The sequence below is a fragment of the Alcanivorax sp. IL3 genome (assembly GCF_047495465.1).
GTDB classification, from domain to species: domain Bacteria; phylum Pseudomonadota; class Gammaproteobacteria; order Pseudomonadales; family Alcanivoracaceae; genus Alcanivorax; species Alcanivorax jadensis.
In genome coordinates this window covers 1,976,924-1,991,463 of the sequence record NZ_CP179931.1, presented here as the reverse complement: position 1 = coordinate 1,991,463, position 14,540 = coordinate 1,976,924, and the positions used below count along the sequence as shown (strand labels likewise).

11 protein-coding genes are annotated in these 14,540 nt (G+C 57.6%); 2 read left to right on the top strand and 9 right to left on the bottom strand.

Features of this window, described 5'->3' with window-relative positions; translation table 11 throughout:
* Positions 1–53: 53 nt before the first annotated feature.
* The 9 genes from ccoP to ACMG4M_RS09225 all read right to left on the bottom strand — a co-directional run bounded on the left by ccoP (position 54) and on the right by ACMG4M_RS09225 (position 11,446).
* Entirely contained in the window at positions 54–965 is a 912-nt protein-coding gene (ccoP, locus tag ACMG4M_RS09265) for a cytochrome-c oxidase, cbb3-type subunit III (protein ID WP_414429853.1), read from the bottom strand.
* Positions 962–1,114 carry a cbb3-type cytochrome oxidase subunit 3 gene (locus ACMG4M_RS09260; RefSeq protein ID WP_035244407.1) on the bottom strand — a complete coding sequence of 51 codons (153 nt, stop codon included), beginning with the start codon at positions 1,112–1,114 and terminating at the stop codon, positions 962–964. Before ACMG4M_RS09260 ends, ccoP begins: the two co-directional genes overlap by 4 nt.
* A complete protein-coding gene (gene ccoO / locus ACMG4M_RS09255; RefSeq protein WP_035244405.1) occupies positions 1,111–1,746 on the bottom strand; it encodes a cytochrome-c oxidase, cbb3-type subunit II in 636 nt (211 codons plus the stop codon). The genes ACMG4M_RS09260 and ccoO overlap by 4 nt, the downstream gene beginning before the upstream one ends.
* Positions 1,747–1,756: 10 nt before the next feature.
* A complete protein-coding gene (gene ccoN / locus ACMG4M_RS09250; RefSeq protein WP_035244404.1) occupies positions 1,757–3,187 on the bottom strand; it encodes a cytochrome-c oxidase, cbb3-type subunit I in 1,431 nt (476 codons plus the stop codon).
* A 186-nt stretch (positions 3,188–3,373) separates the two neighbouring features.
* Positions 3,374–6,508, bottom strand: a complete 3,135-nt coding sequence (locus ACMG4M_RS09245) for an efflux RND transporter permease subunit (RefSeq protein ID WP_414429852.1) — start codon at positions 6,506–6,508, stop codon at positions 3,374–3,376.
* The gene (locus ACMG4M_RS09240) at positions 6,508–7,584 is read right to left on the bottom strand and encodes an efflux RND transporter periplasmic adaptor subunit (protein ID WP_414429851.1); all 1,077 of its coding nucleotides are present in this window, start codon (positions 7,582–7,584) and stop codon (positions 6,508–6,510) included. The genes ACMG4M_RS09245 and ACMG4M_RS09240 overlap by 1 nt, the downstream gene beginning before the upstream one ends.
* 308 nt (positions 7,585–7,892) lie before the next feature.
* Positions 7,893–9,116 (bottom strand): hypothetical protein, encoded by a 1,224-nt coding sequence (locus tag ACMG4M_RS09235; RefSeq protein WP_414429850.1) that lies wholly within the window; start codon positions 9,114–9,116, stop codon positions 7,893–7,895.
* Between the two features lie 290 nt (positions 9,117–9,406).
* The gene (locus tag ACMG4M_RS09230) at positions 9,407–10,585 is read right to left on the bottom strand and encodes a vWA domain-containing protein (protein WP_272961808.1); all 1,179 of its coding nucleotides are present in this window, start codon (positions 10,583–10,585) and stop codon (positions 9,407–9,409) included.
* Between the two features lie 18 nt (positions 10,586–10,603).
* On the bottom strand, positions 10,604–11,446 hold the full coding sequence (locus ACMG4M_RS09225) for an AAA family ATPase (RefSeq protein ID WP_035244387.1): 843 nt from the start codon (positions 11,444–11,446) through the stop codon (positions 10,604–10,606).
* 269 nt (positions 11,447–11,715) lie between these two features.
* On the opposite strand from ACMG4M_RS09225, the gene ACMG4M_RS09220 reads away from it, so the two are divergent.
* Positions 11,716–12,432: a 16S rRNA (uracil(1498)-N(3))-methyltransferase gene (locus tag ACMG4M_RS09220; RefSeq protein ID WP_414429849.1), complete on the top strand. Its 717-nt coding sequence runs from the start codon at positions 11,716–11,718 to the stop codon at positions 12,430–12,432.
* Between the two features lie 82 nt (positions 12,433–12,514).
* Positions 12,515–14,503 (top strand): acyltransferase family protein, encoded by a 1,989-nt coding sequence (locus ACMG4M_RS09215; protein WP_084573352.1) that lies wholly within the window; start codon positions 12,515–12,517, stop codon positions 14,501–14,503.
* Positions 14,504–14,540 lie beyond the last annotated feature (37 nt).

Below are 14,540 nucleotides of genomic sequence, written 5' to 3'. Positions count from 1 at the left end.
CCGCCGACTCGGCCTGTCGCAGCCTTTTGCAGGCTGCGACAATGGCCCTGGGGTTACGGGGCTGACTTGTTGGACAGGCTGTAAACGTAGGCCGCAATGACATGAATCTTCTCTTTGCTGAGTAGATTTTCATGCTTGGGCATTTCCCCTTTTCGTCCTTCGCGAATAGTGGTCTCGATGTCCTCCAGACGCGGACCGTAAAGCCAGGTGGTGTCCGTAAGATCGGGCGCACCCATGGCCTGATTTCCTTTGCCGTCCTGGCCATGGCACGCGGCACAAACTGCGAATTTGGGCTTCGCTCGCTCGATGGCGGCGGCCTTATCCGCGTCGTTGGCCAGATCCGGTCGGCTCAGGCTTTGCACGTAGATGGCCATGTCGCGCACTGCCTTGTCGGTATTGCCGATAGCAGCGGCCATGGGGGGCATCATGCCTGTGCGGCCCTGGGCAATACTGGCAATGATCTGTTTGGGCTCACCACCATATAGCCAGTCATCATCCGCCAGATTCGGGTAGCCTTTCGCGCCGCGGGCATCCGAGCCATGACAGATGGCGCAATTGTTGGCAAATAGACGACCACCCACGGCCAAAGCCTCCGGGTACTCGATCAGTTCATCCACCGGCACTTTGCCAAACTGCTCAAACAGCGGGTCCGTCTGCCGCGCCACCAGGGCGACTTCCTTTTCGTATTGCAGTGTACTGCTCCAGTTCAGCACCCCCGGGAACTTTCCCAGACCGGGATAAAGCACCAGATACACACATGCGAAGATCAATGTGCCGATAAACAGGAACAGCCACCAGCGGGGAAGCGGGGCATTGCGTTCCTGAATACCGTCAAAGCTGTGCCCAGTGGTTTCCTTGGCAGCCTCCTCCGGAGAGATCTGATTGTTCCACAACAACAGGCCCGCACAACCGAGCAGATTGATGGCAACGATAATGATGATGAACCAGCTCCAGAAATCACTCATTGCTCGTCCCTCTCTTTGCGGCGGTCAGCCTCAAGGGCCATGTGTGAGAGTTTTTCGTAGTCTTTTTTTCGGCTGGGGCGATACACCCATATCGTCATCGCCATAAAAGCGACGAAGAAGACCAGCGTAAACAGGGCTTGAAAGCTCATTGTGCTACCTCCTTACGTTCCTGGCCCAGGGAAAGCAGATAGGCCACCAGGGCATCTTCTTCCGTGGCATCAGCCCACTCACCCTTGATCTTGTTCATTTGCTCGGTGATATCCTGTTCGCTGTAGGGCACACCAAAGGTGTCCTTGAACAATCGCAAGGTTCGTTCCGTGTCGCCCCAGTCCACGAGATTTTCCTGCAACCAGGGATAAGCCGGCATATTCGATTCCGGCACTACCTGGCGCGGATCGCGCAAATGTTCACGGTGCCATTGCTCGGTGATCGGCCGCAGACCGACACGAGCCAGATCCGGCCCGGTACGCTTGGAGCCCCACAGGAAGGGGTGCTCCCAGACATCTTCGCCGGCCACTGAGTAGGCGCCATAGCGTTCCGTTTCCGCACGAAGGGGGCGCACCATCTGCGTATGGCAGACGTGGCAGCCTTCGCGGATATAGATGTCGCGACCTTCCATTTCCAGAGCTGTGTAAGGCTCCAGAGTTTCCAGTGGCTCAGTGGTGGCCTTCTGCCAGAACAGTGGCACGATTTCCGCCAGGCCACCGAAACTCACCGCAATCAACGTCAGCACAATCATCAGGCCGACATTCTTTTCCACTCTTTCATGGGCATTGGACATGTCGGTCTCCTCAGGCAGCCTGCAGCACGTTGTCGTCACCGTGGGTATCGCGCTCGGCAACGATGGTCTTGTAGACGTTGACAGCCATCAGCACCATGCCGGCGAAGAACACCACCCCACCGAGCAGGCGGATGGCGTAGAACGGCTGCCTTTCCACCAGTTCCTGGACAAAGTTGTAGGTCAGGGTGCCATCGCTGTTTACCGCTCGCCACATCAGACCCTGCATGATCCCGGACACCCACATGGAGGCGATGTACAACACCGTACCGATGGTGCTCAGCCAGAAGTGGGCATTGATCCAGCCGATGGAGTACATCTGCTTGCGCTCAAACAAGCGGGGAATCATGACGTAGATAGCGCCGATGGTGATCATGGCTACCCAGCCCAGCGCACCGGAATGCACATGGCCGATGGTCCAGTCCGTGTTGTGGCTGAGCGCGTTGACGGTCTTGATGGACATCATCGGCCCTTCGAAGGTGCTCATGCCGTAGAAGGAGAGGGCAACGATCATGAAGCGGATGATCGGATCCGTGCGCAACTTATGCCAGGCCCCGGACAGGGTCATCATGCCGTTGATCATGCCGCCCCAGCTGGGCGCCAGCAGTACGATGGAAAATGCCATGCCCACGGACTGCGCCCAGTCGGGCAGGGAAGAGTAGTGCAGATGATGCGGGCCGGCCCACATGTACACTGCGATCAGGGCCCAGAAATGCACGATGGAAAGACGGTAGGAGTATACCGGGCGCTGGGCCTGTACCGGCACGTAGTAATACATCATGCCGAGGAAGCCTGCGGTCAGGAAAAAGCCCACCGCATTGTGCCCGTACCACCACTGCACCATGGCGTCGATCGACCCGGAATAGACGGAGTAGGATTTCATCGCCGAGACGGGAATGGCGATGTTGTTGATCACATGAAGCAGGGCAACTGCAATGATGAAGGCCCCATAGAACCAGTTCGCCACGTAGATGTGAGGTTGTTTACGCCGGGCGATAGTGGCAAAGAAGACGATGGCATAGGCCACCCAGACCAGGGTGATCAGGATGTCGATGGGCCATTCCAGCTCCGCATATTCCTTGGTGCTGGTATACCCCATGGGCAGGGTGATGGCGGCAGCCACAATCACCGCCTGCCAACCCCAGAAGCTGAAAGCAGCCAGCTTGGGAAACGCCAGGGTGGCCTGGCAGGTTCGCTGCACAACGTAGTAACTGGTGCCGATGAGGGCAGAGCCGCCAAAGGCAAAGATCACCGCGTTGGTGTGCAGTGGCCGTAACCGGCCAAAACTGAACCAGGGTAACTCGAAATTGAGGACTGGCCAGGCAAGCTGGGCGGCGATGATCACCCCCACCAGCATACCCACTATCCCCCATACAACGGACATGATGGTGAATTGCCGTACCACCGTGTAGTTGTAAGAGGGTGAAACCGCTGAGTTTTCCATGTACGTTCCCTTCCGAATGATGCGCCGGGAGACGATACCAAGCACGTTCCCCGGCTTTCTTGATATAGATCAACTGCGCCGTTCGTAACCCTGGGACAAAATGTCTCACCTACTATGAGATAACCTCAGTTACTTTGTGGTCACTTTGGCGCTTCCGTCAACCGTCAGAAAGGAACGCTGCGAAATTCAGACCCTCTTTTTGAAAAGTGAAAGCACCAGCGCAGTGAGCGCTGGCAGGAAAGTGATGGTCACAATGGCAGTGCCGAGCAGCCCGAACAGGACAATCGCCCCGACCCCCCGATAGAGCTCTGTGCCCTCACCGGGGATCAGCACCAGCGGCGCCAGGCCACAGACCGTGGTAATGGTGGTCATGGCGATGGGGCGCAATCGTGAGGCCACGGCCTCGCTCACGGCATCCACGGCGCTCATGGCATTATCGCGGAAATTCAGCGTCGCCTGATGCACGATCAGGATCGGATTGTTTACCACTGTGCCCATCAGAATCAGAAAACCGAGCATGGTGATCATGTCGAAGGGCTGGGTTAGCGGTGGCAGCCCCAGGACTGGCAGCAAGGCGCCCACACCATTCATCATTGCCAGACCCAGCAGGCCGCTGGCGATGCCCAGTGGAATCGTAGTCATGATCAGCAACGGGAAGCCCCAATGGGTAAAAATAGCCACCAGCAACAGGTAGACCAGCATCAGCGCCACAATATAATTGCCGGACAGGGATTCCTGGGTAGCCTGCAACTGGTCGCTGGCGCCGGACAGGCTGATGCTGATGGTACCCGGAATCTCGCCGGCATCGCGCAATTGCTGAATCATGCCGCGCACCCGGCTGACCCCGGTTTCCAGGGCCACACCCCGGGGCGGGATGATATTCAGCGTTACTGTGCGCCGGCCGTTGACCCGCCGCACCACACTGGTGTCCACGGTTTCCTTCAGGGTAGCCAGGGATGATAGTGGCACCGTCGCACCGATAGGCGTATGGACTGGCAAGCCGGGGAGGGCAGCCAGATCCGGCCGGGTGCCGGTACGGTGGCTGTAGGCATAGATGTCGATCTTGTCGTCACCCAGGAAAAACTCATCCAGATAGGCACCATCGGTCAGTGCCGCTACCGTAAAGCCCAGTTCTTGCGTGGAAAACTGCACTTCGGCGGCACGGCTCCAGCGCGGATGGACCTCGATCAGCGGCTGGGCCAGGGACAGGCTGGCAGGCTGGGACTGGATGCGCGGATTATCAAATACTTGTTCGGCCTCGCGCTCCAGCCGTGAGGCCACTGTGTAGATTTCCGCCAGATCAGCCCCGGCCACGTCCAGGGTCACGCTGCGGGTACCGCCGTCGTTACTGGATATGATCGATCCGCGAGCCGCGAAAGCACCCATGCCTGGATAGCGTTGATAGACCTCGGTGATGGCATCCATCATCGCTTCCATGTGCGCCGGATCCACCGGCTCGGCGATGATGCGCAGGCGCTCCGCATCCACACCCATATTCACATACTTCATTGGCGGCATGGCCAGCTTTCCTGACTCGTAGTCCGCCGGGTCGGCCCCCACCAGCGGCAAGAACTCTGCTTCTACTTCGTCAGCAATGGCTTCCATGGTGCTCAGGTTGTAACCCGGCGGGGCACTCATGCTGGCAAAGGTTTTCGGTTCCTCGCCCTCAGGCAGATATTCTGCTGGCGGCGTCAGAAACAGCACAATAGCGCCACCTATCAACACGGTTGCCAGCAGGGTGATCACTTGCCGAGGACGACTACTGGATAGGCGACCGGAAAGGCGGTGCAGGGCGGTCATCCAGCGGCTGTGCTGGCCGTCATGGGCCACCACGGCACTGAAATCCAGCCGGGCTGAGAGGGTGGGAATTACCGTCATGGCCACCAGCATGGAGACCAGAATCGACGCGGATACGGCAATGGCGATATCGGAATAAAGCTGGCCGGCCTCTTCCTGAATAAACACCACCGGCAGAAATACCAGCACCGTGGTCATGGTGGAGGCGAACACCGCGGGCCACACCTTCTGGATGCCGCTCACCGCCGCGCGAAAGCGATCCAGCCCCTTGCGCCGTTCCGTCTCGATACTTTCCAGCACCACGATGGAATTATCCAGTGTCATGCCGATAGCAAAGGCGATACCCGCCAGGGAAATCACATTGATGGTGCGCCCGGCAAGCAGCAGGCCAAGAAATGCGGCAATAGTGCAGATGGGAATGCCGATCACGCCCACGGCGGTGATCTTCACCGAGCGCAGGAACAGGAACATGACCAGGGTGGCAAACACCGCACCAATGGCCAGATTGGTCCACACATTGGCCACCGAGGCTTCCACGTAACGCACATCATCAGCGATCAGTGCCATGCGCATGCCTGCCGGCTCCAGCACCTCACGGTTGATCTGCGTTACCTGGTCGAACATGGCGTACTTGATGTCGATGACATTGGAGCCGGTTTCCCGGCGCACCGCCAGGCTGATCACCGGCTCGCCATTGACCCGTGACAGGCTGCGAACAGGGAAGTGATCGAGTACTACAGTAGCCACATCTTTCAGGCGTACCTGGGAGTCACCGCTGCGGACCAGAATCAGTTCATTGAGGCTGTCGATATCCTTGAAGCGCCCCACAGTACGCAGCAAATAGCGCCGCTTACCGCTTTCCAGCTCGCCGCCGGACACATCCCGGTTTCGCTCACGCAGGGCATCCCTTACATCCACCACACTGAGCCCGAACTGGGCCAGTTTCTGGGCATCCAGCAGCAACTGCACCTGCCGTTCGGCACCGCCGCGCACTTCCACCTGGGAGACCCCGGCCACGCTCTCCATGCGCGAGCGTACTTCGTCGTCGATGAAATCCTGCATCATGTCCATGTCCAGCCCGCGAGGATTATCGGGCAGGGGAGAGACGCGGTAATACATGAAGGCGTTACTGGAAAACGAACTGGAGAGAATGCGCGGCTGATCCACATTATCCGGATAGGTAGGGACCTGACTGAGGGCATTATTGACCCGGATCAGTGCGTCGGTGATATCCACGCCGAAGGGGAATTCCAGCTCGATTTCCGCCTCGCCACTGCCGGCGGAGGAGGTCATCCGCCGCAAGTTGGGAAGATTGCGCAGGTACTCTTCCTGCTCGATGAGGATTTCCTTTTCCACATCCTGGGGCGTGGCACCGGGCCAGCTTGTCACCACGGAAATGGTTCGCACTTCCAGATCGGGAATCATCTGAACCGGAATGCGCAGTGCAGCGAGAACGCCGAGCAGGGTGATGATCAACACCACTACCGTCATCAGGGTGCCATTGCGGACAATCTTCTCGAACATCAGTCCACCACCCGGATCTTGTCACCGTCCCGCAAGCTCTCGTTGCCGCGGATAACCACACGATCACCACGATTCAGGCCCTCGACTATAGTGACCTGCTGTGACTGGCCCGAGGCGATTTTGACGACCTTGCGGCGCGCCACCAGGTTTTTATCGTCGCCCTCGGCAATCCAGACCGTCACATTGCCCTGGCTGTCACGGAGCAGGGCGTCTCGGGGTACGGAGGGCCGTGTATTTGCTGAGGGCATTTGTAGCCGGCCATTGATCGCCATGCCCGGCGTCAGGGATTTCCCGTCAACACTGGCTCTCACCGTGAAGGTTCTGGCAGTAGGGTCGTTAACAGGCACAATTGCGGTAATGCTTGCGGCTATCGAGCTCTCCGAGTCGTCTTCCTTCTCCAGCCAGACCTCCAGGCCGGTATCCAGGGACAACTGCGGAAAATACTGTTGTGGGACCGCAAAATCCGCGTGCAGATCATCGCTTCCCACCAGCTCAAAGACCGTGGTGCCAGGTGTCAGCCATTCACCTACCTCGGTAAGCTTTGCGCTGATAACACCACTGAAAGGGGCGCGAAGGGTATGTCGCTTGAGCAAGGCTTGCTGCCTCGCCACGTCAGCCTGGCTTGAGGCCAGTCCCGAGGTGGCCACCTGAACCTCAGATTCCAGGCTGCGTACTTCGCTGGCGGCGATGCTTCGCTTCGCCACCAGGCTGTTGGCTTCCTGCAGTCGCCGGCGGGCGTCTTCCAGTGTGGCCTGTTGCTGCTGATAGTCAGCCCGGGAACGCTGTAGCTCCAGACGGGTCAGCTCGGCATCCAGCTCAATCAGAGGGGCGCCGGTCTCAACCTTGTCGCCGATATCCACGAGCAATTTGCTCACCAGCCCGGAAACAGACGCGGAAAGCCGGGCTGCTCGATCTGCTACCAGGGTGCCGTTTACCAGCAGCGCATCCTGGGAGCGCGATAAATCCACCACAGCCAGGGATACCGGCTTGCGATCATCCGCCAGCGCGGACACGGCCAGTAACGACAGCAGGACAACCCGGAAAAAGAATTGATATAGCAGGGACAGTAACCGCATGCGTGTCCTTGTCAGTTATTCTAGGAATTATGCAAATCGAGAGTCTATCAGGGCCGGAGGCAAATCCGGGTGAAAAGCAGGGTAAGGATTGTATCGGGCTGACCTGGCAAAGGACCAACCATAACTACGCATAATGTATATTATGTTAAATAGGAGATGTCGCGACAATATCTTTTCTCGGGATAACGCTCTCGCCCAATGATCAGCTGTTAAAGGTTTTAGCTCCAACAACAGCTGACCTGCTAACACCCCAGGCGTTGCCTGAGGCGTAAAGAGCTCCATTTCCAGCCCTTACGCCTAAGCATTGATCAGTGATCGCGGCTGTGGGTATGTTCGAAACGATAAGTCAGGTTTAACTGCACACGAGGCGCTTCGCTGCGATCCCCTGCCTGATTGTCGCGCATCCCGTAAGCCAGCTCGGCCCCATAGCTGAGGCTGTCGTCGTGCTGGCGAATCAGGCTCAGGGTGCCGTAGCGGGTGCGACGCATGGCATTTCCGGGCAGCTCATTGTTCTTTTCCAGGGTAATTTCGCCGCCAACCATGGCCAGCGTCCAATCCCGGCGGAACTGCCACTGCCCGGCCAGATAGCCGCCTTGAGCCAGTAGCGGCTTCAGTCCGTCGGTAGCGAATACGTAGCCATCCATACTGCTGTCACCGAAGCCAGACAGGTCATTGTAGTAATGGGCCATGGCTTCACCATAACTGCCGCTGGCCAGCAGGGTCAGGCTGTCGGTCACAGCCAGGGTGCCACTGAGCACACCGCCGGTGGCATTGGCGAACTGCTGGCCGCCATCGGCAAATTCCACACCGATTTCCCGGTTCATCAGGCCGACCCGCAAGTGGCCTCGGCCATTGGACTGGATCCAGGCGGCAATAATGTCAGGCCGGCGGCCGCTGGCGCTGCTCAGGTTATCCGGGTCATACACTTCCGGATTGGGATCCTCCAGAGCCACCGTTAGGTGCTCGCCCTGCCAGCGCACGCCGGTCTGGCGGGCGAAAATGGCGCTGTTGGGGCCCTGGGAATCCAGCGTCAACGGCCAGGCCGCACCATCCAGCAAGGCGGTGTAGCCGTAGCCGGCACGCAGGGCGCCATACTCAAAATAGAAATCCCGGACTCGCAAATCGTAGCCATCGATGCTGCCGAACAGATCCACGGCGAACACCGCATGGGGCCCACTGCCCTCTCCTACCCGTAGGCCTAACTGGCTGTTCTTGCTGTGTAGCTCAAAATTCTGCTGATGAGTATCACCGGCAGGGATGGTGCTGGGGATCAACAGATCATCGAGCCCCGCATTCTTGTCATCGTAGATGGCATCCACGCTGACCTTGCCGAACACGGCAAAGCCGGGCCACTGCAGATGGTTTGACGGGGAATGGGTTGGCGCATCCTGGGTCAGGTTGGCCTTGAGCCGATCCAGCTCCTTTTGAAGACGACGGATTTCAGACTTGGTGGTATCCGCATAGAGGCCGGCTGCGGCCAATGCGGTACTGCTGAAAACGGTCGTCCAGATGGTGGTTCGCACCCTGGACATGGGAATCTCTCCTGAAGTCCACCGGATCACGGTGGGCGTTCATCTTTGTGCTTCGGCGTCCCGGGGTTCCGTGCCTTGTGGGCTGTTCGGGGCGTGAAACGCGAAAGGCGCGGAGAATACGGATGCAGGGCTCTGTGCGCTACTAGACAAATGTTTAGTGCGGCAAAATACAGGGGTGGGCAGACGAGCGGGATGCAGATTTTTGCTCTTGAGGGACGTAGGGAATAGCTTGCCTGCACGCGAACCCGATTGTGGCGTTCGGCTGCAGGCAGCCTCCTACAAAAAGACCATTACTTGCTCAAATAGCGCATGGCCTTTTCCAGGCCTTCGATAGTGAGCGGATACATCTTGTGCTCGCTGAGCTGCTTGATCCACTGCGTGGAGGTGGTCATCTGCCAGGCACGCTCCGGTTCCGGGTTGAGCCAGGCCACCTTATCGTAGGTTTCCATAAGACGCTGGAACCAGACCGCACCGGCCTCTTCGTTCCAGTGCTCCACGCTGCCGCCCACGGAGTTCACTTCGTAGGGGCTCATGGCCGCATCACCGACAAAGATCACCTTGTAGTCACTGCCGTATTTATGCAGCACATCCCAGGTGGAAATCTTCTCGTCCCAGCGACGACGGTTGTCCTTCCATACATACTCATAGATGAAGTTATGGAAGTAGAAATACTCCATGTGCTTGAACTCCAGCCGGGCGGCGGAGAAAAGCTCTTCGCAGAGTTTGATGTAGGGGTCCATGGAGCCGCCTACGTCAAAGAAGATCAGCACCTTGACGCGGTTTTCCTTCTGCGCACGCATCTTGATGTCGAGCAGGCCGGCGTTACGAGCGGTGGAACGGATGGTGTCATCCATATCCAGCTCTTCCTCGCGACCAATACGGGCAAACTTGCGCAGCCGGCGCAGGGCGAGCTTGATATTACGCGTTCCCAGCTCCACGGAATCGTCCAGATTGCGGAATTCCCGCTTTTCCCAGACCTTCACCGCCCGCTTGTTGCGGGATGGCCCGACCATGCGCACCCCTTCCGGGTTGGCGCCGTAGCCACCAAAGGGACTGGTGCCGCCGGTACCGACCCACTTGTTGCCGCCCTGGTGGCGCTTTTCCTGCTCTTCGAGCCGCTTGCGCAGCTCGTCCATGATCTTTTCCAGGCTACCCAGACCCTTGAGTTTTTCGAACTCTTCCGGGCTCAGGTTCTTCTCCAGCTCCTTGCGCAGCCACTCATCCGGGATCACCTTGTTGAGCCAATCGGGCTCCAGGTTTTCCAGCCCTTCAAAGTAGTTGGCAAAAGCCTGGTCGAAACGGTCGTAGAACTTTTCATCCTTGACCATTACCGCCCGGCTGAGCAGATAGAAATCCTCGATGGAGCCGAAAGCCACGTGGGCCTGCAGGGCATCAAAGAGATCCAGCAATTCGCGCAGGGTTACCGGGACCCGGTAACGGCGCAGATTTTCGAAGAAACCAATCAGCATAATCAGCCAGCGTTGCGGTTAGCGTTCGCGACGGTTCATGAACGCCAGGCGTTCAAGCAGTTGTACGTCCGACTCGTTTTTCAACAATGCACCGTAGAGCGGTGGCACCGCGCTCTTGGTATCGCGATTCTGAAGGATGTCCGCCGGAATATCGTCGGCCATGAGCAGCTTCAGCCAGTCGATCAACTCGCTGGTGGAGGGCTTCTTCTTCAGACCGGGCACCTTGCGCAGGTCGAAGAAGATTTCCAGGGCCTCGGTGACCAGGTTCTTTTTGATCTCCGGGAAATGCACATCGACGATGGCCTGCATGGTCTGGGCATCGGGGAAATTGATGTAATGGAAGAAACAACGACGCAGGAAAGCGTCGGGCAGCTCTTTTTCGTTGTTGGACGTGATGATCACGATCGGGCGCTGCTCGGCGCGGATGGTTTCCCCGGTCTCGTAGACGAAGAATTCCATGCGATCCAGTTCTTGCAGCAAATCATTGGGGAACTCGATGTCGGCCTTGTCGATTTCGTCGATCAGCAGAACCACCTGTCCGTCATGGGTAAAGGCTTCCCACAGCTTGCCTTTCTTCAGGTAGTTGGCCACATCTTCCACCCCTTCAGCACCGAGCTGGGAATCGCGTAGGCGAGACACCGCGTCGTACTCATACAAGCCCTGCTGGGCCTTGGTGGTGGATTTGATATTCCAGGACAGCAGAGGCAGGCCCAGGGATTCAGCTACCTGCTCGGCCAGCAGGGTCTTGCCGGTACCCGGCTCACCCTTGATCAGCAACGGGCGCTTGAGCGCAATCGCTGCGTTAACGGCCATTTTCAGGTCGTCGGTGGCCACATATTGGTCAGTACCCTGAAACTGCATGAAACTCTCCACACTTGAACAGTTAATCGAACGGGTGAACGGGCGGCACACTCTACCAGCGGCCCGAAGAGGCCGCCAGTTACCCGCGGGCCAATCGCCACCCTCACTACAGGCAGGCTCCTGCAGCGGATAAGGCTTAATGCAGGCAATTTAGCAAGGCTGCGCCACCCGGCAAAGGGCGAGAACAGCCAAGTAAACAGCGATTTACGTCACTTTGCTGTGAGGATTTGAGCGCGGATTCCCGGGCAGGCTGTGCCATAATCGGCCCCATGAATCTGCTGCTGCTGCACCCTCATCAACATCTTCATGGCAATCTCTGGCGTCTGGACGAGCGCCAGTGCCGCCATGTGCGCGACATTCTGGGATTGGCGGAAGGGGGTAGCTGCCGGGCCGGGATCGTTGGTGGCGGCATGGGAAAAGCGCAGATAGAATCAATAGAAAACAATGAGATACAAGTTTTATTTAAAGAGGATTCTCACCCCTTCCCTCCTCTGCCACTTTCCCTGCTGCTGGCGCTGCCGCGCCCCAAGATGCTCAAGCGGATTCTGATTGACGCGACCAGCCTTGGCATCAAGCGCATCGTGCTGATCAATAGCTGGAAGGTGGACAAGAGCTACTGGCAGACCCCCAACCTGAAAGCCGACCTGCTCCGCGAGAAAATGCTGCTGGGACTGGAGCAAGCCCGCGACACCACACTGCCGGAGCTGGTTCTCGCCCCACGCTTCAAACCGTTTGTGGAAGATGACCTGGACACCTGGGCCGGCCCCGGCCGCCGCCTTCTCGCCAACCCCGGTGACTACCCGGCCATGCCCTGTGACCTGGCCGAGCCTGTCACGCTGGCCATCGGCCCGGAGGGGGGCTGGACCGACTACGAAGTGGAGATGCTGCAAAGACAGGGTTTTGCCTGTCACAGCTTCGGGACGCGCATTCTCAGAGTGGAGACAGCGCTGCCGGCTCTGGTAGGACGCATGATGCAATTGCCATGAGTGCAAGCACTGGCACGCCCCTCTCTCGACCACACAAATGAACCCGAGTATCCTTTCGCTTTTTTAGCGGGGAAGCGGGTCAATGCAACAACGATATCTGGCTCATCTGGACGGGCTCAGGGCCATTGCCGTTGGGCTTGTGGTGGTTTATCACGCAGGACTAGGTGTCTTCGGTGCCGGCTTCATTGGTGTGGACGTATTCTTCGTATTGTCCGGTTTCCTTATCACTGGGCAGCTGGTGCATAACATGCAGGAGGGAAAGTTCTCCTTTGCCCAGTTCTATATGCGTAGAATTCGTCGCCTGGCCCCTGCCATGCTGGTTGTTCTGCTCGCCACATTGCTTGCAGGGGCCTTTGTTCTCCTCCCCGAAGACCTGATCTATCTTTCCCGCCTTGCAGCCCTAGCCGTGCTAAGTGCCAGCAATTTTTACTTGGCTAATACCACCGGCGGTTATTTCGAGACGGAAACCGATGAAATTGCCTTACTGCACACCTGGTCGCTGGCCGTGGAAGAACAGTACTACCTGATCTGGCCGCTGTTTCTGCTGGTGTTCCTCAAGTTTGGTGCCCGCTTCTGGCGGCCCGGTCTGCTTGCCGGCATCTTCCTAACCTCCCTGGCGTTTTCGGTCTGGTATACTCACGCGGACCCCATGCGGGCCTATTACCTGCTGCCCGCACGTTTCCACGAATTGTTCATCGGCGCGATGCTGGCTATTGCCTTCCAGGCAAACAAGGTGCCTGCCCTGCCCCGCTCGGCTCGGGAAGTGATGGGCTGGGCTGGGCTTTTGATGATTCTGGTACCCGCTGTGGCCTGGACTGCCGAGATCGCTTTCCCCGGCTATCTGGCAGCCATACCGTGCCTTGGCACAGTGATTCTTATCTACGCCGGCGACGGAAAATCCTCAATCAACTGGCTGCTTACGCGCCGTGTCATGGTCTGGCTGGGTATGCTTTCCTATTCACTTTACCTTTGGCACTGGCCTATTTTCAGTTTTACGACCTATGCTACCGGTGAAATCGACACCATAAGCGCTCTGGCCGGCATCGCTTTGGCTGTTGTGCTATCTCACCTCACCTGGAAGTTTGTCGAGCAGCCATTCCGCTACCGCTGGACATTCCCCCCAAAGCAGACAGCGCTGCGCCTATTTGTGGTCCCTTTGCTGTTGCTCGCTGGCGTCGCTGTGGCCATCTATGAAGGTGATGGCCTAATCAACCGGTTCGACAGTAGCACAGTGGCCAAAATTCATGCTCTGGAAAGCGAGCCGGGCCGCTTCCCCTCCCAGTGTGATAATCAGGAAGATGGGCTGTGTGCGGATGTACTTCTGCTGGGAGATTCCCATGCTCAGCATTTCGGGGACTTCATAGGGATACTGGCGAAGGATGCTGGATTGTCATATAACGTGAAGTGGCGCGCCGGCTGCCCAGCCTACGCCGGCCTCATGCCTCTGAATTACAAGGGCGAAGAGGTGGAAATTGACGAAGAATGCCCCCAGGTGAATGACGCTATTCTTGATGAGGCCGACAATTATGGAGCAATTGTACTTGCCGGTTACTGGTCCCTGACCGATATTAAGGGCGACCGCTATTTCTTTGTCACCAATGCTAATCCAGAGCCGTCACAGGCCAATTCCAACGCGAATATTGCCGCCGGTCTAAGGGAAACGTTACGCCGCATTACAAAAGCTGGCTCCACGCCAGTACTCATTTACGACAACCCTCAGGTGGAAAAACGCGATTTCAAGTGTTCGAGAATGAATCTTCTACCCTTCCATGATGAGCCTTGTAGCTTCCCTCTCAGCTATGTAGAAGAGCAACAAAGACTTAAACGAGCCCTCTTCGCCCAGCTGGCAGATGAATTTCCACAGCTGAAATTCATCGACCCTAACTCTCTACTCTGTAGCAAAGAGAGCTGCTATACCGAACTGGAAGGAGTTCCGCTCTACCGGGATGATGATCACCTTAATCAGGTCGGCTCCGAGTGGTTGGCGAAAAAGATGCTCGAAAACGGCAACAACCCATTGAAGGAACTCGTCATCCGGCGGCAGAGTGGCGTGGTGGAGAGTCAGCAATAAGCAGCAGTTGAAGCCTGAAAAAAAGGGAGGCTTATGC